A 25,760-nucleotide genomic window follows, 5' to 3' on the forward strand; every position below is an offset into this window, starting at 1 on the left:
GCCCAGCAGAGGAGTCCTCCCCGCATGATCGTGATCACGGGCGCGTCCGGCGCTCTCGGCCGTCTCGTCCTCGACCGCCTGCGCGCCGCCGGGGCGGAGGCGACGGCCGTGGTCCGCGACCTCGCCCGCGCGCCCGCCGGCGTTCCCGCACGTCAGGGCGACTACGACGACCCGGCGAGCCTGCGGGCCGCCTTCGCGGGCGCCGGGCGGCTCCTGCTGATCTCCTCCCCGGAGCTCGACACCGCCCGCCGCGTCGCGCAGCACCGCAACGCCGTGACCGCCGCCAAGGAGGCCGGCGTGGGCGCGCTCGTCTTCACCAGCTTCCTGGACGCCGACACCGTCGCGACGGGCCTGACCGAGGCGTACCACGCGACCGAGCGGGCCGTCCTGGACAGCGGGCTGCCGTACACGCTGCTGCGCCACCCCTTCTACAGCGACGCCCTCCTGCCCAGGGTCACCGCCGACGGGGAGATCACCGGCACCACCGGCGGGCGCGGCCTCAACACCGCCTTCCGCTCCGACCTGGCGGCCGCGGCGGCGAACGTCCTGACCGGCGACGGCCACCTGGGCCGCGCCTACGACCTCACCGGCCCGCTCTGGACCCACCCGGAGGTCGCCGCGGCCCTCGGCGTCCCCTACCGCGAGCTGCCCCCGGACGCCGAGCAGGGCCCGATGGCCTGGATCTCCGCCCGCGTCCGAGCGGGCGCCCTGGAACGGCAGACCCCCGACCTCGAACGCCTCCTCGGCGGCCCCGCCGAGACGGTCCTCGCCCGCCTCCAGCGCCGGCCCTGACCGGCATCGGCATCGGCATCCACTACGGTGGCGGGTCATGACCGACTTCATCTCCCTCCCCTTCTACGACCTGTTCCACGAGAACGGCCACGTCCCGGTCATCCGTGAGACGCTGCCCTCGCTGCTCACCGGCGTGACGAGGAGCATCCTGGAGGTCGGCGCCGGCACCGGCCTGATCACCACGTCGCTGGCCGACTGGAGCCCGGCCGAGATCTTCGCCCTTGAGCCCTCGGACGGGATGCGCGCCATCCTGCTGTCCCGGCTGAACGCCCGCCCGGAGCTGCTCGACCGCGTGACGGTGCTGCCCTGCGACGCGCTGAGCGTGCGGCTGCCCGAGCCGGCCGAGTGCGTCGTGATGATCAACGTCCTGTATTCCTTGCCGCACGACTACCGCAGGCGCCTGTGGCCGGTCCTCGCCGAGCAGCTCGAACCCGGCGGCCTGCTGGTCTTCACCTGGCGGGCCGGCGGCGCCCCGCAGGTGCGTCCCGTCGAGAGGCTGGAGTCCCGGCGGGTGGGCCGGCACACCTACTCCGTGTGGTCCGGAGTCACCGAGTCGGACGAGAAGGAGACCTTCACGGGCCGCTTCGTCTACCGGATCACCGAGGGCGACGAGGTGATCAGCGAGGAGGAGGTCGTCGGCGAGGCCTATCGCCCGCTCTGGGAGACGGTGGAGAGCGAGCTGACCGGGGCCGGCTTCACCCAGCAGCCCGGCGCCCCCGACGGGCTCCTCGCCTGGCGCCGCGCCGGTTGAGTAGCCCCCTGCTCAGGCGCGCGCCCGCCGCCCCGGTGACCCTGGTCCCCAGGTCACACGACGGGGAGGTACGAGGGTGGGGACATTACGCGCGCTGGTGACGGCGCTGCTGCTCGTGGCCGGGGTGACGCTGGCCGGCGTCGCCCCGGCCCACGCCGAGACGCACACGGTCACCGTGAACCTCTACAGGGTGGTCGAGCTGTCCTGCGACGAGGGCGACGGCGAATCCTGCACCAACGACTACTATCCGAAGTTCAACATCGACAACCAGGGCCTGTTCGACGGCAGCGACGACTACTGCTGCGCCCACGGCAAGGACTTCACCACCAACTGGACGCGCTCGGCCACGGTGGACGAGTCCCACAACCAGATCGACATCCACCTGGAGCTGTGGGACCAGGACGACCTGAGCGGCGACGACGTCATCCACTGGGTCAAGGACAGGGACTACCTGGACCTCAAGTTCGACCTGTTCACCTGCGTCTTCACCGGCAGCGGCCTGACCACGCAGCAGGGCGCGAACCTGCCGACCCTCGCCGGGCAGAGCGAGGCCGGCGGCGCGGACTCCGCCCGGGCGTACTTCAGCATCAGCACCCCGCACTGCAAGGACGTCCTGGAGCAGACCGACAGCGACGGCGACGGCCTGATGAACGGCTGGGAGACCCCCACCGGCGGCCTCGACGTCGACCACGACGGCACCGTGGACCTGGCGCTCGGCCAGGCACCGTACGACGCGCTGCCCTACCGCAAGGACCTGTTCGTCGAGGCGGACCACATGCGCGGCTTCGCGCCGCAGACCGGCGCCCTCGACGACGTCGTCAAGGCGTTCGCCGCCGCCCCGGTCGACCCCGACCCGGCCGCGCCTGGCGGCTTCCGGGGGATCACCCTGCACGCGATGCCGGGGGAGGAGGTGCCGGCGGTGCACGACGTGCTGTTCGACAGCGACGGCCCCGGCCCCCAGGACGACTTCAACGACCTCAAGCACGGCAACCCGCAGGTCAGGCAGCCGGGCGCCTGCTCGGGCTTCTTCGGCACGCCGGCCGACCGGTCCAGCGCGAACTGCGTGAACATCCTGGACGCCAAGCGTCAGGCGTTCCGCTACATGATCTTCGGGGACACGTACCAGGAGGACCCGAAGTCCTCGGGCCGCGCCGAATGGGACGCCACGAGCCCGGGCGGCGGCCCGATCGGCGGCAACGACTTCATCGTCACGCTCGGCGGGTTCAGCGACACCGGCATCGCCAAGGCCGGCGGCCGGCGCGACGCCGAGGCGGCGACGTTCATGCACGAGCTGGGCCACAACCTGAGCCTCGGCCACGGCGGCGGCGACGCGGTCAACTGCAAGCCGAACTACCCGAGCGTGATGAACCACGCCCTGCAGTTCTCCAGCCGCGACTCCTCCCGGCCGCTGGACTACACCAGCGCCTTCCGGGGCACCGCCTTCGGCACGCCGCTCGACGAGGCCCACCTGAACGAGAACAGAGGCGTGTACGGCACCCCCGCCAACCCCAGCCGCAACATCGTCTACGGCGTGGCCGGCAAGCTCAGGGTCGCCCCCGCCACCGACGGCCGCATCGACTGGAACGGCGTCAACGGCGACAAGGAGGGCGACATCCCCGCCGACATCAACCACATCGACTCGGTGGGCGCGTGCAAGGACGCCAGCGCCGGCGAACGGCTCGGCGGCTTCGACGACTGGGCGAACATCCAGTACGACCCGCGGCTCAGCACGAAGTTCTTCACCGACGGCGCGCGGCCCGGCCTGCCCGACGAGCTGGACGAGAAGACGGTCCTGGCGATGACGCAGCAGGCCGACCTCAAGGTCGTCAAGTCGGCCGACCAGGCCGAGGCCGCCGGCGGCGACACCGTGAGCTACACGGTCGAGGTCAGCGACCTCGGCCCGGGGCCGGCGTCCGGCGTCTCGCTCGCCGACACCCTGCCCGACGGCACCCGGCAGGAGCGCCAGGTGCCCGACCTGGCCGCCGGCGCCGTCCACACGGTCGCGCCGAAGATCACCTACCAGGTGCCGTGCGACACGGCCGACGGCACGGTGCTCACCAACCGCGTCACCGTGACCGGCCACGACGCGGCCGGCGTGCCCGACCCGTACGTGGGGGACAACACCGCGCAGGCCACCACCACCGTCCGCGCGCCGGTGCTGACGGCCGCCACCACGGCGACGGCCACGGTGAACGCCGGCGAGGCCGTCACCTACACCCTCACCTACGCCAACACCGGCGGCGGCGCGGCCGCGAACGTCACCGTCACCGACACCCTGCCGGCCGGCGTCTACTACAGCCAGGCGCTCGACACGGGCGCCGGCCCGAAGCCGGACGCGGTGACGCTCAACGCCGACGGCACCAGGACGCTGGTGTGGAAGCCGGGACAGGTGCCCGCCGCGTCCGGCGAGCAGAAGATCGTCTTCACCGCGCGGCCGACGCTGCTGGCCACCGCGGGCACCACGTACCAGAACAAGGTGTCCGTGAGCTACCGCAACGCCGGCGGGGCCTGCGACTTCGCGCCGGTCACCGGCACGGCGACGACGACGGTCACCGCGCTACCGCCCAGCAGGACGCCGCTGCTCGCGACGGCGTGGGCGCTGCGCCCCGACCTCCGCACCGCCGAGGTGCTGGCCCGCGTCCAGGCCACCGACACCCGCTTCGACGGCGCCGACGGCTCCGCGCCCGACGGCGCGCTGTCCCAGCGGGAGGCGTCGGCGGCGCTGACGCTGCCGGTGACGCAGCCGCGCACGCTGCGGGCCGAGCTGCTCGCCACCGCGCTCAACCTGGGCACGCGCCGGATCAACGCCGGCACCGCCGTCGACACGCTCACCCTCCGCCGGCTGCGGCTGGACACGGTGGGCGACGCCGTCCGGTACGCCCAGGCGACGCTGGCCGAGCCGCCCGCCGTGGGCAACGTGGTCCGCTACGCCGACTCCACGCTGACGCTGACCGAGATCAACTCGGGCGTGGCCGAGCGCTACTGACGCCGTCACACTTCCGGCGGCTCAGGGTTCAAGGGGATGCCGGGCCGACCGCGGCCCGGCATCCCGTGAAGGAGAGTGTTCCGATGTCCACAGCCGCCGTCGTCGTCACCGTCCTCGCCGCCCTCTGGGTGGGGTTCTCCGCCTTCTCGGTCTTCGCCCGCGCCAAGTGGGTCGTGGAGCCGCTGGCCGAGTACGGCGTCCCGCGCGCGGCCTGGCCCTGGCTCGGCGCGGCCAAGGCCGCGGGCGCGGCCGGCCTGATCGCGGGGCTGTTCGTGCCCGTGATCGGCGTCGCCGCCGGCGTCGGCCTGGTCGTGTACTTCACCGGCGCGGTCGTCACCGTGCTCCGCGCCCGCAGCTACAAGCACATCCCGTTCCCGCTGCTGTACCTGGCGCCGGTCGTGGTCGCCATGGCGCTGGCGTGACCGGTCACCGGCGGGCGGCGAGCCGGGCCGCGTACTCCTTGACCGTCAGCGCGAGGGCCATCGTCTCCGGGCCGAGCAGCAGCCCGGCGCAGAGCAGCCGGTACCAGAACGCGGCGGTCAGGGGGCCCTCGGCCAGCCCCTCGGCGGTCCAGCGCAGCACCTCGGCGAAGACCGGCAGCAGCAGGACGCAGAACCAGGCGACCACGCCGGCGAAGCCCGCCAGCCACACCCACCGGAACCAGCGCCCGACCCGCAGGTCGGTCTCGGTGGCCTCGGCCAGCTCCGCCGCCTGCTCCGCCGTCAGCCGGCCGAACGCCCGCCGCAGCATCAGCGACTTCACCCGCCACAGGTTGCGGCAGCCGAGGGCGTTGACCAGCACCGCGTACAGGTCGGTGCGCAGGAAGACCAGGCACTGCCACAACATCTGCATGACCTTGATGAACACCCACGCGGCCAGCAGCGAGGCGACCAGCCCGGGGGCCGCCCACAGGCCGGTGTCGATCAGCAGCCGGCCGGTGAGCAGCACGGCCAGCAGCACGGAGTCCACGGCGAGGCCGGCCAGCAGCGGCCCGTAGCGCTTGCCGCGCGGCAACGTCCAGAGCTGCGTGAGGTCGGTCTCGAACACCAGCATCCACAACCGGCGGTCCACGCCGAACCGGGTCTGGATGCCCGCGGCCCGCGCGCCGAGCCAGTGGCCGCACTCGTGGCCGGCCGCCGCGAACCACACGAACGGCAGCCAGGCGAGCGCGCTCAGCCCGGTGTCGCCGAAGGCGAAGGCGTCCGCGGCCGGGTCGGGGAGCAGGCCGGGCCGCAGCACGAACACGGCGACCGCGTAGAGCAGGCAGGCGGCGTAACACGCCCAGGCGACCGGGCCGAAGAACGGGCGGACCGCCTCCGGCCGGACGGCGGTCATCCACCGCCGGGCCTGGATGGGCGCGGTCCTGACCGGCTCCTGGGCCTCGTCGTCGTCGGCCAGGAAGCCCAGCTCGCCGAGGGTGGCGACGAACGAGGGCACGTTCACCGGCTGCCCGGCGAACTCCTCGGCCTCGGCCGCCGCCTCCGCCACGGTCGCGCCCCGCCGCAGCGCCTCGATCACCACCCCGCCGACCGCCGGGATCGTCACGAACGCCCCGGTCGCGGCGTCGCCGACCAGCACCTCGTCCTCGCCCTCGGGGACGACGCTGAGCGGCTTGAGCCGGACGGTCGCCGAGCCGGGGTCCTCGGTCCGCGCGGCGGTCACCGGCCGCCGTCCGCGCGGCGCGGCGCGAGGCGGCAGACCTCGCAGTCCGGGTTCCGGGGGAGGGGCTGCCACTCCGGCGTCAGCCCCTCGCGCAGGTCGAGCGTCACCCGGTACCCGGCCGCGCGCGGCGGCTCGTACCCGGTGAGGTAACGCTGCGCCTCGAACGCGAGCAGCGAGCCGACCTGCATCGCCATCGGCCCGGTGAGCGGGTTGCTCAGCTTCATGTTCTCCACGATCCGGTACGCGACGCCCTCCGAGGTGTCCTCGGCCGGGCGGTCGGCGTAGTCGCAGGCCAGGCAGGCGGTGCGGCCGGGATCGACGGAGAGGTACATGAGCTGGCTGCGGTTCGCGCCGCCCAGCACGTACGGGACGCCGGCCCGGACCGCGGCCTCGTTCGCCCAGAGGTTGGCGTGCGGGTGGCCGTCGAGGCCGCCCGCGATCAGGTCCACGCCCTGGACGAGGTCCGCGAGGTCCTCCGGCGCGGACACCCAGCGCTCGACCGGGCGCACCTTGATGGACGGGTCGTACTCGCGCACCCAGGCGGCGGCGCGCTCGGCCTTCGGCAGGCCGAGGTCGGCGTGGTGGTAGAGGAACTGGCGGGCGAAGTTGCGGGACTCCACGCGGTCCTGGTCCACCAGCGTCAGCTCGCCGACGCCGAGGCCGGCCAGGCATTGCACCAGTGACGAGCCGCCGCCGCCGACGCCGAGCACCAGCACGTGGGCCTCGCGCATCGAGCGCTGGAAGGCGGCCCGGTGGCGGCCGAGCGCGGCGTGGGTGCCGTAGAAGCTGAGGTTGGAGAAGTGCCGCTCGTCCTCGGCCGGGTCGCCGAGCGCGCGGCCGTCGGCGTCCTCCACCAGGCCGAGGGAGTCGAGCCCGGCCAGGCCGCGGCCGACGTCCTCCTCGGTGAGCCGGAAGCCGTGCCCGGCGAGGGACACGCTCAGCTCGGCCGCCGTCTGCGGGGCCCGGCGCAGCTCGCTCAGGAGCGCGGCCACCTGGCCCTCGGGATCGCTCAGGGTCATCGCCTCGCGAGCGTCGAAGACCACCAGGAGATCCTCGCCGGTCGTCTCCCACTCGCATTCCTTCAACGCCACACGCATCGGGCCTCCAGCGCCGGCCGGTTGGGGCCCACGGGGCGGGCGGCGCTCGGCACGCCCGCCCCGTGGGATGATCGTCAGGCGGTGTCAGCGCCTCACGTGGCGGGGTTCTGGGTGGCCTTGACGGACTCGACCTTCTTGACCTTGATCTCCATGGTGTTCCTCCTCGTGAGGTAGCGCGGCCCTGAGTGCCACTGGTGACCAGAGTGACCCGGGGTGCTGAAATGTCGCTTATTTTCGGCTGAGTCGCCTGATGGCCGACGGGGTAGTGATCATTGCGGACACTTCCTCGACGGCGGTCAGCGACTGGAGGCAGGAGACGAGTGACGGCGAACGGCGTCGAGTTCCGCCTGCTGGGTCCGGTGGGAGTCTGGGACGCCGGGCGGCGCCTCGGCCCGTCCACCGCGCAGCAGCGCACCGTGCTGGCGATGCTGCTGCTCGAACCCGGCCGTCCGGTGCCGGTCGCCCGGCTGGAGACCGCGCTGTGGGGCGCCGAGCCGCCCGCGTTCTCGCGCAACGCCGTCCAGGGGCACATCTCGCGGCTGCGCCGGCTGCTGGCCCCCTGTCCCGAGGCGGCGCTGACCACCTCGGCGCGCGGCTACTGCCTGACCGTCGACCGCGACCGCGTCGACCTGCACCGCTTCCGCGCCCTGACCCGCTCGCCCCACGCCGGGCCCGAGCAGGCCGCCGGCCTCCTCCGCACGGCCCTGGCGCTCTGGCAGGGGCCGCCCCTCGCGGACGTGGCGGGCCGCTGGCTGGCCGACGTCGTCGTACCCGGCCTGGAGGAGGAACGGCTGACCGCCCTGGACCGCCGGGCCGAGCTCGACCTGCGCCTCGGCCGCCACCAGGAGGTCGCGGCCGAGCTCGCGCCCCTGGTCGGCGAGAACCCGCTGCGGGAACGCCTGGTCGCCCTGCTGATGACCGCGCTGCTGCGCGGCGGCCGCCGCAGCGAGGCCCTCGCCGTCTTCCGGCGCGTCCGACGGCACTTCGCCGAGGACCTCGGCATCGAGCCGGGGGCCGAGCTGCAACGCCTGCACCAGGCGATCCTCGCCGGCCACGACGAACCACGCCCGAAGGCGACGCCCGGGCCGTCGGGCGGCGCGCCCGCCCTGTCCGGACCGTCGGGCGGCGCGCCCTCCCCGCCTCCGCTCGCCGTCCCCCGGCACCTCCCCCCGGACACCGAGCTGTTCACCGCCCGCGACGACGAACTCGCCGCCCTCGACCGCCTCACCACCTCCGGGACCGCCCTCGCGCCCTGCGTGATCACCGGCACCGGCGGCGTCGGCAAGACCACGCTCGCCGTGCACTGGGCCCACCGCGTCCGCGACCGTTTCCCCGACGGCCAGCTCTACGTGAACCTCCAGGGCTTCGGCCCCACGCACGCCGTCCGCTCCCCGGCCGAGGCGGTGCGGCTGTTCCTGGACGCCCTCCAGGTGCCGCCGCAGCTCGTGCCCGCCACGCTGGAGGCCCAGGCCGGCCTCTACCGCAGCCTGCTGGCCGAGCGGCGGGTGCTCGTCGTGCTCGACAACGCCCTCGACTGCGACCAGGTCCGCCCGCTGCTGCCGAACGCGCCCGGCTGCCTCGCCCTGATCACCAGCCGCGCCGAGCTGACCGGCCTGGTCGCGGCGGAGGGCGCCCGCACGCTGTCCCTGGGGCTGCTGCCGCCCGCGCACGCGCGCGAGCTCCTGACCCGCCGCCTCGGCGCCGGCCAGGTGGACGCGGATCCACAGGCGGTGGACGACATCGTGGACCGGTGCGCGGGCCTGCCGCTGGCCCTCGCCATCGTGGCGGCCCGCGCCCAGACCCGGCCCTCCTTCCCCCTCCGCACCCTCATCTCCGACCTCTCCGCCCCGGAGGATCCCGCGGACGAGACGGACAACCCCGACACGCTGGACGTCCTGGACGGCGGCGACGCGGCCACCAACATGCGCACCGTCCTGTCCTGGTCCTACCGCGCCCTCACCCCGCCCGCCGCCCGCCTGTTCCGCTTACGCGGCCTCCTCCCGGCCCCGGAGATCTCCACGGCCGCGGCCGCCAGCCTGGCCGGCGTCCCCGTACGGGAGGCCCGCCGGCTCCTCGCCGAGCTGACCCGGGCCAACCTCGCGACGGAACGCGCCCCGGGCCGCTACGGCTGGCACGACCTGCTCCGCGCGTACGCCGCCGAGCTGACCCGCCTCCACGACCCGCCCGCCGAGCGCCACGAGGCCCTGCACCGGCTCTTCGACCACTACCTGCACAGCGCCCGCGCCGGCGACCGGCTGCTCGACCTGCTGCACCGCGTCCCGCTGGTCCTGCCGCCGCCCCGGCCGGGGGTGGTCCTGGCCCGGCTCACCGACCGGGCGCAGAGCCAGGCGTGGTTCGCCGCCGAGCACCGGACGCTGCCGGCCGTGATCCGGCACGCCGCGAGGTCCGGATTCGACGCGCACGCCTGGCAGCTCGCGGGCGCCTGCTGGGGCTTCCTGTCCCAGGAGGGACGCTCCGACGACCAGGAGGCCATGTTCCGGCTCGCGCTGGAGGCGGCGGAGCGGCTGCGCGACCGGGCCGCCGCCGCGCACGCCCGCGTCGGCCTGGCCCACGCCCTCACCCGGCTCGGCCAGGACGCGGCGGGCGAGGCCCACCTGCGGGCCGCGTACGAGCTGTTCGGCGGCCTCGGCGACCCCGCCGGGCAGGCCCGCTGCCTGGTCTACCTGAGCGTGCTGAAGGACCGCCACGCCGAGCACCGGGCGGGCCTGGCCCTGAGCGAGGAGGCGCTACGGCTCTACCGCGCGGCCGGCGACCGCGCGGGCGAGGGCCGCGTGCTCAACAACATCGGCTGGTTCCACGCCCAGCTCGGCGCGCACGAGCAGGCCCTGCGCCGCTGCCGCGAGGCCCTGGCCGTCCACCGCGAGCTGGACGACCTGCCCGGCGAGTCCGCCACCCTCGACAGCCTGGGCCACATCCACCACCTGCTCGGCCAGTACGAGGAGGCGATCGCCTACTACCGGCGCTCCCTGACCTGGCGCGGCGGCGGCAAACGCGCGCTGGGCGCCCGCACCCTGCGCCGCCTCGGCGAGGCCCAGCTCGCCGCGGGACACCCGCAGGAGGGCGCGGAAACCCTCCGCGAGGCCCTGACCCTGCTCACCGAGCTCTCCCCGGGCGACGCCGAAGCCCTCCGCGTCCGCCTCGCCACCCTGCGGCCCGAGCCGTCGGTCACCGGTGACAGGGGTGACGCACCATGAACACGTCCACCTCGTCCTCGCGCTCCGTCACGAACCCGTGCCGCTCGTAGAGCCGGCGCGCCGCGCTGCCCTGCAACACGTTCAGCCGCACGACCGTCCCCTCCCGGTCGCACCGCTCCAGCAACTCCCGCAACACCCCGGACCCGATCCCCCTGCCCTGCCACGCCGGGTCCAGGAAGAAGTGCTCCAGCCAGTGACAGCCCTCCGCGGGCCGCAGGGCGACGCACCCGCCGAACGCCCCGCCCAGCTCGATCACCCAGGCGTGCTCCGGCACGTACGCGTCCCGGAACCGCTGCCGCACCCGATGCTCGTCGAACCGCCCCAGCCGCACCAGATCCGGCCGCATCACCACGGCCCGCAACTCGGCGATCATCTCGACATCTTGCGACAAAGCTGGCCGAAGCTCCCAATCCGCCATGATCGCGATGTTATCGCCACCATCCGCCCACCCCGACAAGCCCTACCGCCGCCCCGCCCGGCGAGGAATCAGGCGGTGATCCGGGTCATCTCCCGTAGCTCTCCCCGGGTCGACTCGCAGTCCATCGCCCGCAGCCGGGCCAGCACCCGTCCGGCGTCCGCGTTGAACCGCAGCTCCTCCGGGCAGCCTTCGACGATCCGCCACAGCAGCGCCATGGCCGCGCCGGAGTCGCCCTCCATGGCGTGCGCGGTGGCCACGGCCAGCAGGTGCCGCGCCTGGCGGTCCCTGTCGGGCAGGCGGTCGGCGTCGACGTCCGCCGCGAGCCGGACGGCCCGCGCGTACCGGCCGGTCCGGACGGCGACCGCCACGCGGTGCACGTCCACCTCCAGCGCGAACTCCGGGCCCAGCCGGTCGCCGATCTTGCGGGCGTGGTTCAGCAGCTCCTCGGCACGCAGCACGTCGCTCTCCTCGGCGGCGGCGAGCGCGGCCGTCAGGTAGCAGAGCCCGGTGACCTGCGGCGATCCGGGCCGCTCGTCGATCACCGCGAGGCACAGCCGCCGCGCGTCGGCGTACCGGCCGAGCGAGACGAGCACGCCCGCGACCTCGGCCTGGGTGATCGCCGAGCCCGCCGCTGAGCCCGCCGCTGAGCCCGCCGCTGAGCCCGCCGCTGAGCCCGCCGCTGAGCCCGCCGCTGAGCCCGCCGACGAGCCCGCCGACGAGCCCGCTGACGAGGCCACCGCGCGGTCGGCGGCGAGCAGGGCGAGCGCGTACTGGCCGCTGCTGCGCAGCAGCGCCGTGAACAGCCGGTACACCTCGGTGAGGCCGGCCGCGGCGGTCTCCCGGTCCGCGCCGGTGGCGTCCCTGGCCGACCGGTCGGCCATCGACAGCAGCGGCGGCAGGCGTCGGCGCGTCTCGGTGTAGCGGCGGGGGGAGCGCTGCCAGATCTCCCAGGCCGCCGTCACGTGCTGCCGCACGCGTGTCACGTTCTCGGCCGCCTCGCCGGTGGGCCGGCCGGGCAGCAGCAGCGCGTTCCCGACCTCGTCGGGCTCGGGGTGGTCGCAGGCGGGCGGGAGTCTCGTGCGGCCGGCGACGAGCTCGGACAGGTCCTCGACGTGCAGCACTTCGGCGATCCGCATGATGGTCGACAGCCGGTCCAGGGGCCGTACCCCGTTCTCGACCAGGCGGAGCCATTCCTCGCTGCAGCCGACCAGGTCGGCCAGGATCCGTCGGGTGAGGCCGCGCGAGCGGCGCCTGGCCATGATCCGCGCGCCGTCGACCAGGAAATCGCCGACCATGCTGCCACAGTAGGTGAGGAATCCGCGGCCCTCGGTGGCCGGAAACGACGGCAACTCCTTGCCACCCTATCCTCCCTGGAATGTGGGTTATACTGGAGGGTTCGGCATGACACAACTCCAGTTGGATCTAGCCGGTCGGGCTCCGCCGACACTGCCGCTACACCGTTCGGCAGGAGGAGACCACGATGGCGATCGACGTCGAGTCGATTCGGAAGGAATTCCCGTTCTTCGAAACCGCCCCTGACGAGTCCCGCCCACCCGTGTACCTCGACAGCGCCGCCACCACCCAGAAACCCGCCGCCGTCCTGGACGCGCTGCAGCACTACTACGTCCGCACCAACGCGAACGTGCACCGGGGCGTGTACCGGCTGGCCGTCCAGGCGACCGAGCTGTACGAAGGGGCGCGAAACAAGATCGCCGCGTTCGTGCGCGCACCGCGGGCCGAGGAGATTGTGTTCACCAAGAACGCGACCGAGGCCGTCAACCTGCTGGCCAACTCCCTCATCTGGGCCGACGGGCGGCTCCGCGTCGGCCCCGGCGACGAGATCGTCCTGACCGAGATGGAGCACCACTCCAACCTGATCCCCTGGCGGCTGCTGGCCGAGCGGGTGGGGGCGACGGTCCGCTACCTCGGCATCACCGACGACGGCCGCCTCGACCTCTCCGACCTGCACGAGAAGATCAACGAGCGCACCAAGGTCGTCGCGGCCGTGCACGCCTCGAACATCCTGGGCACCGTGAACCCGGTCGCGACCATCGCCGCCCGCGCCCACGAGGTCGGCGCCCTGATGGTCGTGGACGCGGCCCAGTCGGTGCCGCACCTCGGCATCGACGTGACGGCGCTGGGGGCCGACTTCGTCACGTTCTCCGGCCACAAGATGTGCGGCCCCACCGGCATCGGCGCCCTGTGGGGCCGGCACGAGCTCCTGGAAGCGCTCCCGCCCTTCCTCGGCGGCGGCGAGATGATCGAGCACGTCGCGGTGGACGCGATGCACTACGCCGCGCCCCCGCTGAAGTTCGAGGCCGGCACGCCCCCGGTCGCGCAGGCCGTCGGCCTCGGCGCCGCCTGCGACTTCCTGAGCGAGCTCGGCATGGACGCGATCGCCGCCCACGACCAGGCCCTCATCGAGTACGCCCTGGACCGGCTCGGCGGCGTGCCCGGCATCCGCTTCATCGGCCCGACCGACACCGCGAACCGGCTGCCGCTGCTGTCGTTCGTGGTGAACGGCATCCCGCTCCAGCGCATGCGCGCGAGCCTGGACGAAGCGGGCATCGCCGTCCGGTCCGGCAACCACTGCGCGCAGCTCGCGTGCAGCCGGTTCGGCGTGCCCGCCGCGATCCGGGCCTCGTTCTACCTGTACAACTCCCCGGACGAGGTCGACATTCTCGCCGAGACCCTGGAGACGGCCACGAGGTCCCGGGCCGCCGTCACCGCGGACACCGGCTTCGGCGTCGACCAGGTACGGCCCTACCAGGACGTCCTGCTCCCGTCGATCTTCCAGCCGTGGGCCGAGCACCTGGTCGAGACGCTGGCGCCGGCCCCCGGCACCAAGGCGCTCGACGTCGGCACCGGCCCGGGAACCGTCGCCCGGGTGCTCGCCAGGGCGATCGGCCCCACCGGCGCGGTGGTCGGCACCGACCCCAACCCCGCCATGCTCACCCTCGCCGCCGAGCTCCCCGCCGTCGACGGCGCCCCCATCCAGTACTCGGAATGCGGCGCCACCCCGCTGCACGTGTCCGACCACGCGTTCGACCTGATCACCATGCAGCAGGTGCTGCAGTTCGTCCCCGACCGGGGCGCGGCGCTGGCCGAGCTGCGCCGGGCCGCCCGCCCCGGCGCGCGGATCGCCATCGCCACCTGGCAGCCTCTGCACCGCAACCCGCTCTTCCGCGCCCTGCACGACGCCGTCGCCACCGTCCTCGGCCCCGACCTGGCGGCGCTCTTCGAGGAACCATGGTCCCTGCCCGGCACGGAGGTCGCCACGCTGGCGAAGGAGGTCGGCTTCGTGGACGTCGAACTCCGCGACCGCACGCTGCCCACCACCGTTCCCGGCGGGCCTGACGCCCTCTGCTGCCTGTTCGACTTCTCCGCGATCAGCCCGTACGCCGGACCGCGCCGCGCCGACCTGGTGGCGGCCGTACGCGCGAACCTGGCGCACTGCACGGACGCCGCCGGCGTCCACTCGGAGACCGCGGCGACCCTGGTCACCGCCCGAGCCTGACCGCGAAGGCCACTTCCCACCCTCGGGAAGTGGCCTTCCCTGCGCCCGTCGCAGCCACTCAAGAGCCCGCCTGTCCGGCAGGACCTCCGGCCGCCTACGATCCGCCCACGGCGCCTACCTCCTCCGGAGGGCACGAGGCGGAGGGCACGGCGATGTGGCTGCTCCCCAGCCCGCCCGCCGAGGCGGCCGTGATGACGGCGTGGGCCGAACACGGTCACCCGCTGCTGTCGTGGAGCGACGACCTGCTGTTCTTCGCGGTCATCTGCTGGGAAGCCGCTGCCCGCGGCCTCTCCGGCCCGCGCGAGACCGAGCCGTAGGCGCGGATCAACGGGAGAGTGACCGCCCTCGTTGCGCTCGTCGTCCTCCTGCTCGCGGTGGGGCGCCTGGTCGCGGTATCGGTCGCCGCGTGGCGCGTGCTCCTCACCCTGACGACCGCCTGAACCCCGCCGGCCCGGACAGCGCGCCCTATGGTTCTTTCATGAACGAGGCACTGCGGCTGGCGCCCATCACCCCTGCCAACATCGAACTGGCCATCGCTGTGAAAGTCCGCCCCGACCAGGAGCATTTCGTCTCGCCGGTGGTGAAGTCCCTCGCAGAGGCCTACGTACAGCCACAGGTCGCCTAGCCTCGCCTCATCCTGGACGGCGACCGTCCCGTCGGATTCCTCATGGCCTTTCTCGACATCGACTGGGACGGCAAGGGCGTCGATTTCCGATCAGGCTTGTGGCGCCTCAACGTGATACCCGAAGCATAAGGACAAGGCGTCGGCCGATTCGCCGTCAGGGCCGTGGCCGCCGAGATCAAGCGCCGCGGCGGCAGGCGCATGTACGTCTCGTGGGAGCCGGGAGAAGGCGGACCCGAGAACTTCTACCTGAAGCTCGGCTTCCAGCTGACGGGCGAGGTGAGCGGCGGCCAGCGAGTCGGAGTACTGGACCTGCGCTGAAAGCCCGGGGGCACACCACAGAGGATCGAACTGCATCAAACCGCGCTCCGCACCCCGAGCCCGACCTGGCCTGTTCGCCTGTGAGTGATCGTCATGGAACCCTGCCAGCCGCGAGATCGTTATTCCCCACGGCAACTGCTGCATCGATTCGACAAGAGAGACCAGCGCCCTATGGCACGGCTTCGCCATGATGAGCAGGAAATGGGCCGGACCATCGCGGAGGCTCGGCGGGCCTATCAAGAAGGCCGTGAGGTCTTCGTGTTCCGACTCCGGGTCAAGCCCGAAAGGATGCGCGCATGGGCGGTGCCGGAGGCCCCCGAACTGATCGAGGGCGTCGAGCGTGAAGGATGGTATCTCAGCCACGTGTCGGAAAGCCTGATCGGAGATGCGCACCCGCTGATGACCTGTATCCTCCGTCGCCGCCGCTGATCGCAGAGCGTTGTGCGCTGGGGTTGGACAATGCCGCGGCGCGGACAACAAGATCTCGGCATGGGAACCGACATCCACGGATTCATCGAGTGCCGCACCTGGACTCCCGGTCTCGATGTCGGCGAGACCGCCTGGTGCGCTGCTGCTGCGAACTCCGAAGAGACAATCGAAGGCTTCGTAGTCTCTCAGGCCACTGGCGACCGGTAGAGGTCACCACGACCGACTGGGACGAACCCGCCCTCCACTCGACCGACATGGCCCAGCACCGGCAGCTTCCCGATCACGACCCGGAACTCGTCCACCGCTCGGTATGGAGCCGCAGATTCGCTCGGGTGAGTGGCGTGGACACCTTGACGGTCGACCCTCATCAGGTTGCCGTGCTTTGGGCGGAGGGCACCGAGTGGAGGGATGGAGACACCGTCTTCCGCGTCGAACGTGCCACGCGCCGCCGCGCCGTGCCACCCGACAGCCTCTGGCAGGGTATGGACAGTGAGGCTCTCCAACCTGATCGCGCTGATCAGCAGGGACGACGCTGGTTCCCAGTGAGACAGTAGTCGACCTTGACCGCAGCGCCTCGTTGTCTTGCCGTGCCGTGATTCCGCTGTCCCATCACACCCTGATCCGTCCTGCCGGGCTGATCCGCGTCCGGCTTGCTGAGCGCGGCTGCCGGTGGTGACGTCTCGCAAGCCGTAATCCGAGGCTTGAAAGTCGTCCTCCGATCGAAGCATCGCTACTGTATCTAACCCGGAATCGACAGATATCTACTATGCCGCAGCCATGGTCCTCAGGGGCCGTGCTCAAGCGGGATTCGTAGATCCACTACACGCAGGAAAGAGACGGATTTCTCCGCAGCCAGTTCACGAAGATCATCCAGGTATCCGCTCGCGACGAACCCGTACGCGAGCCCGGAGCGCGCCGCGGAACGCATGTCCGCCAGGTTCAGCCCGAAGGTGGCCAGAGCAGACTGGTCCTCAGCGGTAAGGCTGGAAACCCACGCGCGAAATCCCGACGTAGAAGACGCGGGATGGTCCGAGGCGCATGTCGGCAATCCCCGGTCCATGCAGAAGGAAACGTCCCAAGAAACGGGCTTGCGGTCTTTCCGGCGCGGCGAGAAGAAAAGAACGTCGGCTCCGTCGGGCCAGAACCTTTGAATCGATTCCTCAGTCTGCGGAGCGGTCAACCACACAACGGCGAGCGCGATGACTCCCCGGGGCGGAACCTTTGATTTCAGCAGCGCTTGGTCGTCAGGCAGCAAACGTCGTCCGGCATCCTGGTCCGACACTTCCAATGCTCTCGTCATCCGCCAGTCGACGAGCTCGGGCGGGGACGGCATCCCCCTCTCATCTAATTTCAGCGTGACCGGACGTCTCGCTTCGGGTCCATGCGTCAAAGGAAGCGGAGGGCGAGGCTCCACTAGGACGGAGACACTCTCATCGGTTGTCGAGGCTCCGCTGGCCATGGTGAACAGATAGTCTGGATGAGCCGTCGACAAGGCATTGAGCAGCAGGAGCCGCCGCTTCGTTGACACTGGCTCATCTCGCCAGATCATCAGCGGCACTACCACGATGGCGGTGATGATGACCACCAGAACGACAGCCAGGACAATCGGACGCTTCTTTGAAGCCGTTCTAGAAAAGGCACTAGCCAAACTGTCACGCCTCGCTTTCTATTCATCAGTGCTAAGGAGCCGAGGCGTTGCCGCCCAGGCACTGGCGACGCCCGCGCGACAAGCCTCGAATTCCTGCTCCAGTCTAGTGGCTTGTTCGTTGGAGTAGACCTCTTCTGGCAGGTCCCCGCCATATATCCGGAAGTCCATACGCGGTCATCGTCCCGATAGATCTGACACCTTGCGAAGTCGAAGTAATATTCGCTGGCGAGATAGTGCTTGTACCGCTGGATCCAGCAATCCTCACCGGCGGCGGGCGGGCACTCCGCCAGGATCAGTGGCCGGTAACAGCAAGAAGCTCCTGGTAGACGGGTTGATCACCACAATCCACACCGTCGCCACCAGGAGCTTCAGGTGCTCCTCTGTCGTGCCGCCGTCGATGTGTCGCACCAGACCCTGAACCACGTCGCCGGAGTGATCCTCAGGCACCGCGAGACGATGAGGTCGCCCTGGCGGCGGCTCAACCCAGGCCGGCAGGCCCTGCTGGTGCTGGTCTACCTGCGCAAGGGCGAGACCTACGCCGAACTCGACGCCGGCTTCGGGGTATCGACGGCAACCGCGTGGCGATACGTGGAGGAGACGGTGGCACTGCTGTCGGCTCGCTCGCCCAGGCTCGGCCAGGCACTGCGCGAGGCGAAGCGGACGGGCTGCACTACCTGGTGCTGGACGGCACCCTGATCTGCACCGACCGGATCAAGGCCGACCAGCCGTACTTCTCCGGCAAACACCGTGTGCACGGCATGAACATCCAGGTCATCGCCTACCAGATGGGACGAAGCTGTGGACGTCCGGCGCTTTGCCCGGCAAGGCCGACGATCTGACCGCCGCCCGCATCCGGGGCATCCTGCGCGCGCTGGTACAAGCCGGGATCATCGCCCTGGCGGACAAGGCGTATCAGGGAGCCGAGGGCCCAGGGCTCACCCCGCACAAGGGCGGAGAAAAGCCCGAGTCCCAGAAGCAGGCCAATCGCGCCCACGCCAAGCTCCGCGGACCCGGCGAACGCGCAAACGCCCAGCTCAAAAGCTGGAAGATCCTCCGAAAGCTCCGCTGCAGCCGTCAAAGGCCGGCCACCCCTGCAAGGCCATCGCCGTCCTTCAAAACCATCGCGTCGCTCAGGCTGCGTGAGCCTGAAATAGGTTCCGTCATGCGTAGGCTCGCGTACGTCCACGGAGACAATGCTGTCCGCTTGGTGGCCGCCGAGCGCGAGCTGCCGTCCTGGGTGAGAACGTCCAATGCATGTTCGGTCTCCGCGTCGCTGCGGATGGTGATGGTGTCAGCCATGTAGCCCACTTAAGACGTTCTGTCACGCGGCACATGCTGAACTCGCCCCAGACGTCCAAGAGCGAGCATGGCGAGGTGTCGATGTCGTACGAGAGCGCGTTGCTGCAAAGTCAAGCTGATTCACGGCCGACGGACCGGCCCAGCGGGTAACCAGGCAGCAGCGAACGGTGAGCGAGGAGTTTTCTGGGAGTCGAAGGGGGCGGAGCCCCCTGGGAAGTGCGGCCTGGAGCTGCCGAATGCGCGAAGCGCTCCAAGCGAAAGCCCGTGCAGTGAGAGCGGGTGACGGGAATCGAACCCGCGCTGTCAGCTTGGGAACTGCATCGATCACGGCTTGATGAGGCGCTGAACTGGGCAACGGACCGGTCCTGAATGATCGTGGTTGACTCCTCGTCACCCCTCCTAATGGCCGCTAATGGCCCGGCACTTGCGGCGGGTGACATCACCGCGGTTATGACAAAGTGAGTAGTGTGGACAGACCGGCGAACGATCTAGACATTGTGGAGATCTTGAGGGCGGTTCGGGTCGGCGACATCGTCTCGGGGACGATCACTCAGGTGGGACGTCCTCACGGGGCCGCGGTGAGGCTCGACGGGCGGCTGGGTCTGGCATCGGCGGACATCGGGCCTTTGGACGTCTCCTGGTGTCGCCGGTCGGATGAGGTCATACAGGTCGGCCGGCGCGTCACCGCCGAAGTGATCGATGTCGATGAGGAACGGGGAAGAATCGCCCTGTCCCTGGCCGCAACCGAGAATCCCGAACTCTGGGCATTCCTGAAAGGACTCCGCCCTGGCGAGGTACTCAGCGGCGAAGTGGCAGACGTGCAGGGGTTCGGTGTGTTCGTGGCGCTGGATGATGGCCCGCCGCATCCCGTCTATCCAGGAGTAGGGTTCATCACGATCCCCGAACTGTCCTGGCGACATCTCGATGAGGTCTCTGAGGTCGTAGAGGTAGGGCAGCGGGTCACCTGTTCCGTCCTCTGCTTCGATACCTACCAGGGCGAAGCCAGGCTCTCCCTTCGCGCACTTCAACCTGATCCCTTCGAGGAGTTCGCCGACGCGGCTCACGAGGGACAAGAGTTCTTCGGAACCGTGACCAAGCTCGTCCCGTTCGGAGTCTTCGTCAGACTCGTAGAAGGCATCGAGGGCCTGGTGCCCTTGGACGAACTCGTCTCCATGCCTGTCGAGACTCCCGAAGAGGTCATTGAAGTCGGCGACCGCGTCAAGGTGACCATCATCAGCCTGGACCGCGACCACCGCCGCGTGCTCCTCGCCCGCAAGAAGGCCGATTCTGGTCCTCATCGCCTTGATGGCACCTGACGGGCGACAACACGCTCCCGGACCGATACGAGCGCGCCGGCCTCCCCGAAAGCGTGAGGTACGTACAGACAGGTGCCCGCTATCCGGTGGGCCGGGGCTGAGGAACGAAGCCCCGGACCTTCGATCGCCCCCAACCCGTTCGGTGACTAGGGTCTGTCTCGAAGCGTTGATCAACGGCGTGTCGGAGCCGGGCAAGCGAAGAGGCCTCCGGTAAAGGGTTCATCGACCAAGAAGAACCTGTAACCGGCGACCTCGTGGCCACCTTAGCGGTGACGCGGCGGTTCGACCTCACCGATGCGCAGTGGGCGCGGCTGGAGCCGCTGCTGCCCGCGCCGAAAAGGCCAGGTCGGCCGTCGCAGTGGAGCAAGCGCCAACTGATCGATGGGATCCGCCGGCGGGTCCGGGTCAGCGCGCCGTGGCGGGACGTGCCGGAGTGCTACGGCTCCTGGCAGGCCGTCTACAGCCTGTTCCGCCGCTGGCAGCGAGCCGGCATCTGGCAGCAGATCCTCACCCGGCTGCAAGCGATGGCAGATGCCCGGGCCTGCTCGGCTAGCAGGTCGGGGCGGACTCCACCATCTGCCGGGCGCACCAGCACGCCGCCGGCGCGTCGCGGTGGGGTGAACTGCAGGCCGAGCCACCCGGCGGAGTGCGGCCCGAGCCTGCCGATCACGCCCTGGGACGCTCCCGGGACGGGTTGCCGACCAAGCTGCACCTGGCCTGTGAGCAGGGCCGGCGGCTGCTGGCCGTGGTACTCACCGCCGGGCAGCGCGGTGATGCGCCGCAGTTCCCCGCCGTCATGGCAGGGATCCGGGTGCCCCGGCTCGGGCCGGGTCGCCCGCGCACCCGGCCCCAGACCGTCCGCGTCGATGAGGCATACTCCTCACGCGCGATCCGGCAGCACCTCCGCTCCCGCGGCATCCGCTGCACCATCCCCGAACCTGTCGACCGGATCGCCGCCCGCAAGCGGCGCGGCAGTCGCGGCGGCCGGCCACCAGCGTTCGACCCCGTCGACTACCGCGCCCGCTCGGCCGTCGAGTGTGGCATCAACCGGCTCAAACGGCATCGCGGCATCGCCACCCGGTTCGACAAACTCGCCGTCCGCTACGAAGCCGCCATCCACATCGCTGCCATCAACGACTGGCTCGTCCTTCTTTGAAACACGTCCCAACGCCCGCCTGATCATCCCGTCTGCCGTTGACCCGCCCGCAGGGGAAGCGGGCCAGGGCCACGGGTACCAGATGGAGCGCCCTACTGGACGAACGATTTGGTACCCGTGCACCTGGTCTGCTTGGCTTGTCCCGGGTCGATGGCAGACGGAATGATCAGACTTCCACCTCAGCCAGCTACGAACCTTGCGCGTCGCCTTGGCGATCATCCCGGAGCTGGAGCGCCCCCGCCGGAGGCGCCTCTACCGCGTCACTACTCAGGGTGTAGCGACCCCACCTCACCACGAAGCACGCGCCCTTGCGGGGACTGCGGCGGTTGGAGCAGATCATTGCCGATACGCAGGACAGCGCGACGCATGGCGGCGGGACGCTTCTTGCGGAGGGCGGCTTCGAGCACGGCCTGGCGGATGGCCGCCGAGCGCGAGTTGCCGTCCTGGGTGAGAACGTCCAACGCGCGCTCGGCCTCCGCGTCGCTGCGGAAGGTGATGTAGCCAATGCGACGTCTTGTCTTACGCGACATGTGCTGAGCTCGCCGAGACCTCCGAGATGGAGCATGGCGAAGTGCCGGGTATCGAGGTCGGACGAGAGCACATAGCCGCTCCCGGGATATCTGAATCGTGTGCCTGAGCTCGGGGGGCGCAACTGATCCACGGTGGCCGATGGACCGGCCCGAAGGGTAACCAGGCAGCGGACGGCGAGCGGAGCGAGCGAGGGGTTTTGGGGGTCGAAGGGGGCGGCGGAGCCCTCTGGGAAGCGCGGCCTGGAGCTGCCGAATGCGCGAAGCGCTCCAAGCGGAAGACCGTGCAGTGAGAGCGGGTGACGGGAATCGAACCCGCGCTGTCAGCTTGGGAAGCTGATGTTCTGCCATTGAACTACACCCGCGCGCCCCTCCCGAAGACGGTGACCGCCCTCAGGGAACTCGCGTCCCCCACTGTAGCGGAAGTTTGGGCCGTAACAGCAATCCCGTGCCCCCGGACTTCGCGTCCGACCGGTAGGTTGCTCACCGTGCTGCTATCTGACCGTGACATCCTCGCCGAGATCGACGCCGGCCGCCTGGTGCTGGAGCCCTTCGAGCGGGAGATGCTCCAGCCGTCCAGCATCGACGTGCGGCTGGACCGGTTCTTCCGGGTGTTCGAGAACCACCGTTATCCGCACATTGATCCGGCGGTGGAGCAGCCGGATCTGACGCGGCTGGTGGAGCCGGACGGGGATGAGCCGTTCATCCTGCATCCGGGGGAGTTCGTGCTGGCCTCGACGCTCGAGGTGATCACGCTGCCGGATGACCTGGCGTCGCGGCTGGAGGGGAAGAGCTCGCTCGGGCGGCTCGGGTTGCTGACGCATTCGACGGCGGGGTTCATCGATCCGGGGTTCAGCGGGCATGTGACGCTGGAGTTGTCGAACGTGGCGACCCTGCCGATCAAGTTGTGGCCGGGGATGAAGATCGGGCAGTTGTGCGTGTTCCGGCTCAGCTCGCCGGCGGAGCATCCATACGGGTCCGCCCGGTACGGTTCGCGGTATCAGGGGCAGCGGGGGCCGACGCCGTCGCGTTCTTATCGGAACTTCCATCGGACGAAGATCTGAATCAGATGAACATCAGGTGAACGGCCGGGGAACATTGTGGTGAACGAGGGCGCGATTCGCGGTCTCGGACGAAGACGTATCAGCTGCTCATAGCGGGCAGGAGCTGCAAAAAGGGCCCCAAGCTAGCCACATTCCCGGTGTCGCACAACATACGGGGGGTAGCCAGTAGGCGAAGGGGACATGAAGTTCGCATTTTGCCTGGTAGGCCATACCCTCTTCCACGGACCATCCCCGCACATCTGGAGAACGACGTGCGCCTGCGTCTCACGCCACGTGAGGACAGCTACTACGACCTGTTCGCCGACTCGGCGAACAACCTGGTCACGGCATCGCGCCTGCTGGTGGAGATCATCAGCGACGGCTCGGACAGGGAGGCCCTGGCCGAGAAGATGCGCGCCTGCGAGCACGCCGGTGACGAACGCACCCACGCGATCATGAACCGGCTCAACGAGAGCTTCATCACTCCGTTCGACCGCGAGGACATCTACCGTCTCGCCTCCAACCTCGACGACGTGATGGACGCCATGGAGGCCGCCTCCGACCTCATCGTCCTCTACCAGCTCGACCACCTCCCCAAGGACGTCGTGCGCCAGGTCGAGGTGCTGGAGCGCGCCGCCGAGCTGACCGCCGAGGCCATGCCCCGCCTCCGCTCGATGAAGAACCTCAACGAGTACTGGATCGAGGTCAACCGCCTGGAGAACCAGGGCGACCAGGTCTACCGGCGGCTGCTGGCCAAGCTGTTCAGCGGCGAGTACGACGCCCTCACCGTCATGAAGATGAAGGAGGTCGTCGACGCCCTCGAAGAGGCCGCCGACGCCTTCGAGCACGTGGCCAACACCGTCGAGTCGATCGCGGTCAAGGAAAGCTAGGCCCGACCAGTGGACCTCACGCTCGCCCTCGTCATCGGCGTGGTCGTCATCGCTCTGGCCTTCGACTACACCAACGGGTTCCACGACGCGGCGAACGCCATCGCGACCTCCGTCTCGACCCGGGCCCTGACCCCCAGGGCCGCCCTGTTCATGGCGGCCGCCATGAACTTCATCGGCGCCCACCTGGGCACCCAGGTGGCCCAGACGGTCGGCAAGGGCATCATCGACGCCCCCGACGGCTCCCACGGCCTGGTGATCGTGGCCTCCGCGCTCATCGGCGCCATCGTCTGGAACCTCATCACCTGGTACTTCGGGCTTCCCTCCTCCTCCAGTCACGCCCTGATCGGCGGCCTCGTCGGCTCGGCGATCGCCTCGGCCAGCGTCGTCCACTGGGACGGCGTGTTCGAGAAGGTCGTCATCCCGATGGTGTTGTCGCCGGTGATCGGCTTCACGCTGGCGGCGCTCATCATGATCTCCATCTACTGGATCTTCCGGCACAGCCAGCCGGGCAAGACCAACCGCGGCTTCCGCTACGCCCAGACCGTCTCGGCCGCCGCCATGGCGCTCGGGCACGGCCTCCAGGACGCGCAGAAGACCATGGGCGTGATCTTCCTGGCCCTCACCGTCGGGGGCTTCGCCTCTCCCGGCGACGAGATCCCGCAGTGGGTCATCCTGGCCGCCGCGGGCGCGATCTCGCTCGGCACGTACTCGGGCGGCTGGCGGATCATGCGGACGCTGGGGCGGCGCATCATCGCCCTCGACCCGCCGCAGGGCTTCGCCGCGGAGTCCGCGGCGGCGACCGTCCTGTACGTGGCCGCCATGGGGTTCGGCGCGCCCATCTCCACCACGCACACGATCACCACGGCGATCATGGGTGTCGGCGCGACCAAGCGGCTCAGCGCCGTGCGGTGGGGCGTGGCCGGCAATATCGTGACCGCCTGGGTCCTGACCATCCCGGCCGCGGCCCTGGTGGCGGCCGTCTCCTACTTCGTCCTGCACGCCATCGTCGAATAGGCCGGAACACGGATACGGGGCCGTCATCGTCTAACAGGCCCGAACACGGGTGCGGGCCCGCCAGCGTCGCCGGGCCCCTGCGGGCTCAGGGCGCGGGCTCAGGGCGCGGGCTCAGGGCGCGGGCTCAGGGCACGGGCTCAGGTCGCCGCGTACATCACGTCCACGTCCCAGCGGGCGAAGCCCAGGGACTCGTACAGCCTGATCGCGGCCGTGTTGGCCTCGTCCACGTACAGCATGGCCTGGGCGAGGCCGCGCGCCCGCAGATGGTGCAGGCCGGCCAGGGTGAGGGCCTTGCCGAGACCGGTGCCCTGCTGGGACGGGTCGACGCCGACGACGTACACCTCGCCCAGCGGCTCGTGGCCGTGGTCCTCGTCGCGGTCGGACGCGCCGTGGATCTTCGTCCAGTGGAAGCCGGCCAGCCGGTCGCCGCGGAAGGCCAGGAAGAAGCCCTCCGGGTCGAACCAGCCCTCCTGCTCGCGTCGCAGCAGGTCGTCCATGGTCCAGGCGCCCTGCTCGGGGTGGTGGGCGAAGGCGGCGGCGTTGACCTTGAGCCAGGACTCCTCGTCCTGCCCGGGCACGAACGTCCGCAGCCGCACCCCCTCGGGCAGCGCGTACGGCGCCAGCGGCGCGAACAACGACCGGCGCATCTGCCAGAGCGAGCGCACCCGCTCCATCCCGAACGCCGCCGCGAGCGCCCCGGCGGCGGCGTGGTCGCCGTGCGCCCACAGGCGCAGCCGCCCGCCGGCGCGGTCGAGGACGGCGCGCAGCAGGTGGGCGCCGTTGCCCGCGCGGCGGCGCGCCGGGTGGATGACCAGCTCGGCGCTCGGCCCCTCGACCTCGTCGGTCGGGTCGACGTGGGCATAACCTGCCAGAACATCGTCCTGGTAGAGCAGGAGCGAGCGCGCCCGCGGGTCGCCGCCGTAGCGGAGGTGGAGCATCACGTGCTCGTTGAGCGGGCGGACGCCGTCGGCCTCCGTCGCGGCCTCGACCAGGCCGAGCACTTCGGCGATCTCCGGGTCGTCCAGTCGTTGCCTGATTTCCACGCGCACGCTCACAC

Annotated in this window: 23 protein-coding genes, 1 tRNA gene and 2 pseudogenes; 17 read left to right on the top strand and 9 right to left on the bottom strand. The window is 70.7% G+C overall.

The genetic code is table 11. The features are described from left to right. Positions 1-24 precede the first annotated feature (24 nt). From MF672_RS13935 to MF672_RS13950, 4 genes are all read left to right on the top strand, one after another. Positions 25-792: an NAD(P)H-binding protein gene (locus MF672_RS13935; protein ID WP_242374319.1), complete on the top strand. Its 768-nt coding sequence runs from the start codon at positions 25-27 to the stop codon at positions 790-792. A 37-nt stretch (positions 793-829) separates the two neighbouring features. Further along, complete coding sequence (locus tag MF672_RS13940; protein ID WP_242374320.1) at positions 830-1,543, top strand: class I SAM-dependent methyltransferase; 714 nt, start codon at positions 830-832, stop codon at positions 1,541-1,543. Between the two features lie 76 nt (positions 1,544-1,619). Next, positions 1,620-4,529 (top strand): hypothetical protein, encoded by a 2,910-nt coding sequence (locus MF672_RS13945; protein ID WP_242374321.1) that lies wholly within the window; start codon positions 1,620-1,622, stop codon positions 4,527-4,529. A gap of 83 nt (positions 4,530-4,612) precedes the next feature. Then, complete coding sequence (locus tag MF672_RS13950) at positions 4,613-4,951, top strand: DoxX family protein (protein ID WP_242374322.1); 339 nt, start codon at positions 4,613-4,615, stop codon at positions 4,949-4,951. Positions 4,952-4,955: 4 nt separating this feature from the next. Here MF672_RS13950 and MF672_RS13955 read toward each other — a convergent pair whose 3' ends face one another. Then, positions 4,956-6,191 (bottom strand): hypothetical protein, encoded by a 1,236-nt coding sequence (locus MF672_RS13955; RefSeq protein ID WP_242374323.1) that lies wholly within the window; start codon positions 6,189-6,191, stop codon positions 4,956-4,958. Next, positions 6,188-7,288 (bottom strand): HesA/MoeB/ThiF family protein, encoded by a 1,101-nt coding sequence (locus MF672_RS13960; RefSeq protein WP_242374324.1) that lies wholly within the window; start codon positions 7,286-7,288, stop codon positions 6,188-6,190. The genes MF672_RS13955 and MF672_RS13960 overlap by 4 nt, the downstream gene beginning before the upstream one ends. 320 nt (positions 7,289-7,608) lie before the next feature. Here MF672_RS13960 and MF672_RS13965 point away from each other — a divergent pair, with 320 nt between their 5' ends. Next, a complete protein-coding gene (locus MF672_RS13965; protein WP_242374325.1) occupies positions 7,609-10,503 on the top strand; it encodes an AfsR/SARP family transcriptional regulator in 2,895 nt (964 codons plus the stop codon). Here MF672_RS13965 and MF672_RS13970 read toward each other — a convergent pair. Further along, positions 10,475-10,876: a GNAT family N-acetyltransferase gene (locus MF672_RS13970; RefSeq protein ID WP_242374326.1), complete on the bottom strand. Its 402-nt coding sequence runs from the start codon at positions 10,874-10,876 to the stop codon at positions 10,475-10,477. The two genes, MF672_RS13965 and MF672_RS13970, sit on opposite strands and share 29 nt — an antisense overlap. Positions 10,877-10,989: 113 nt before the next feature. Beyond that, positions 10,990-12,216: a helix-turn-helix domain-containing protein gene (locus tag MF672_RS13975; protein ID WP_242374327.1), complete on the bottom strand. Its 1,227-nt coding sequence runs from the start codon at positions 12,214-12,216 to the stop codon at positions 10,990-10,992. Between the two features lie 185 nt (positions 12,217-12,401). Between MF672_RS13975 and MF672_RS13980 the strand changes: the two are divergent. From MF672_RS13980 to MF672_RS14000, 6 genes and pseudogenes are all read left to right on the top strand, one after another. Then, positions 12,402-13,631, top strand: a pseudogene (locus tag MF672_RS13980) (aminotransferase class V-fold PLP-dependent enzyme); the annotation flags it as partial. Between the two features lie 66 nt (positions 13,632-13,697). Beyond that, positions 13,698-14,438, top strand: coding sequence for a class I SAM-dependent methyltransferase (locus MF672_RS13985; RefSeq protein ID WP_302893293.1), 741 nt, complete (start codon positions 13,698-13,700; stop codon positions 14,436-14,438). Between the two features lie 152 nt (positions 14,439-14,590). Then, complete coding sequence (locus tag MF672_RS13990) at positions 14,591-14,755, top strand: hypothetical protein (RefSeq protein ID WP_242374328.1); 165 nt, start codon at positions 14,591-14,593, stop codon at positions 14,753-14,755. Positions 14,756-14,916: 161 nt separating this feature from the next. Next, positions 14,917-15,063, top strand: a complete 147-nt coding sequence (locus tag MF672_RS51790; RefSeq protein WP_308210490.1) for a hypothetical protein — start codon at positions 14,917-14,919, stop codon at positions 15,061-15,063. 162 nt (positions 15,064-15,225) lie between these two features. After that, positions 15,226-15,381, top strand: a complete 156-nt coding sequence (locus tag MF672_RS51795) for a hypothetical protein (protein ID WP_308210491.1) — start codon at positions 15,226-15,228, stop codon at positions 15,379-15,381. 84 nt (positions 15,382-15,465) lie between these two features. Further along, positions 15,466-15,810, top strand: a complete 345-nt coding sequence (locus MF672_RS14000; RefSeq protein WP_242374329.1) for a hypothetical protein — start codon at positions 15,466-15,468, stop codon at positions 15,808-15,810. Positions 15,811-16,594: 784 nt separating this feature from the next. Here the strand turns inward: MF672_RS14000 and MF672_RS14010 are convergent. Then, positions 16,595-17,395: a hypothetical protein gene (locus MF672_RS14010; RefSeq protein ID WP_242374330.1), complete on the bottom strand. Its 801-nt coding sequence runs from the start codon at positions 17,393-17,395 to the stop codon at positions 16,595-16,597. A 435-nt stretch (positions 17,396-17,830) separates the two neighbouring features. Here MF672_RS14010 and MF672_RS14015 point away from each other — a divergent pair. Continuing rightward, a pseudogene (locus MF672_RS14015) lies at positions 17,831-18,551 on the top strand (transposase family protein); the annotation flags it as partial. Here the strand turns inward: MF672_RS14015 and MF672_RS14020 are convergent. Beyond that, on the bottom strand, positions 18,533-18,757 hold the full coding sequence (locus MF672_RS14020; protein ID WP_242374358.1) for a hypothetical protein: 225 nt from the start codon (positions 18,755-18,757) through the stop codon (positions 18,533-18,535). The pseudogene MF672_RS14015 and the gene MF672_RS14020 overlap by 19 nt on opposite strands. 467 nt (positions 18,758-19,224) lie before the next feature. Here MF672_RS14020 and MF672_RS14025 point away from each other — a divergent pair, with 467 nt between their 5' ends. Further along, positions 19,225-20,073, top strand: coding sequence for a S1 RNA-binding domain-containing protein (locus MF672_RS14025; protein ID WP_242374331.1), 849 nt, complete (start codon positions 19,225-19,227; stop codon positions 20,071-20,073). Positions 20,074-20,342: 269 nt separating this feature from the next. Then, a protein-coding gene (locus MF672_RS14030) for an IS5 family transposase (protein WP_407654770.1) occupies positions 20,343-21,229 on the top strand; the annotation gives its coding sequence in 2 pieces (ribosomal slippage) (positions 20,343-20,628 and positions 20,628-21,229; 888 coding nt in all). 263 nt (positions 21,230-21,492) lie between these two features. Here MF672_RS14030 and MF672_RS14035 read toward each other — a convergent pair. Both MF672_RS14035 and MF672_RS14040 read right to left on the bottom strand, forming a co-directional pair. Further along, positions 21,493-21,759 carry a hypothetical protein gene (locus MF672_RS14035; protein WP_242374332.1) on the bottom strand — a complete coding sequence of 89 codons (267 nt, stop codon included), beginning with the start codon at positions 21,757-21,759 and terminating at the stop codon, positions 21,493-21,495. Positions 21,760-22,050: 291 nt separating this feature from the next. Next, positions 22,051-22,121 (bottom strand) — tRNA-Gly (locus MF672_RS14040). 123 nt (positions 22,122-22,244) lie between these two features. Here MF672_RS14040 and dcd point away from each other — a divergent pair. The 3 genes from dcd (at position 22,245) to MF672_RS14055 (ending at position 24,703) form a co-directional block, all read left to right on the top strand. Beyond that, positions 22,245-22,820: a dCTP deaminase gene (gene dcd / locus MF672_RS14045; protein WP_242374333.1), complete on the top strand. Its 576-nt coding sequence runs from the start codon at positions 22,245-22,247 to the stop codon at positions 22,818-22,820. A gap of 251 nt (positions 22,821-23,071) precedes the next feature. Next, positions 23,072-23,689, top strand: a complete 618-nt coding sequence (locus MF672_RS14050; RefSeq protein ID WP_043625094.1) for a DUF47 domain-containing protein — start codon at positions 23,072-23,074, stop codon at positions 23,687-23,689. Between the two features lie 9 nt (positions 23,690-23,698). Beyond that, positions 23,699-24,703 carry an inorganic phosphate transporter gene (locus MF672_RS14055; RefSeq protein ID WP_242374334.1) on the top strand — a complete coding sequence of 335 codons (1,005 nt, stop codon included), beginning with the start codon at positions 23,699-23,701 and terminating at the stop codon, positions 24,701-24,703. A 137-nt stretch (positions 24,704-24,840) separates the two neighbouring features. Here MF672_RS14055 and mshD read toward each other — a convergent pair whose 3' ends face one another. After that, on the bottom strand, positions 24,841-25,758 hold the full coding sequence (gene mshD / locus MF672_RS14060; protein WP_242374335.1) for a mycothiol synthase: 918 nt from the start codon (positions 25,756-25,758) through the stop codon (positions 24,841-24,843). Positions 25,759-25,760 lie beyond the last annotated feature (2 nt).

Origin of the sequence: Actinomadura luzonensis (assembly GCF_022664455.2) — a bacterium.
Taxonomy (GTDB): Bacteria; Actinomycetota; Actinomycetes; order Streptosporangiales; family Streptosporangiaceae; genus Nonomuraea; species Nonomuraea luzonensis.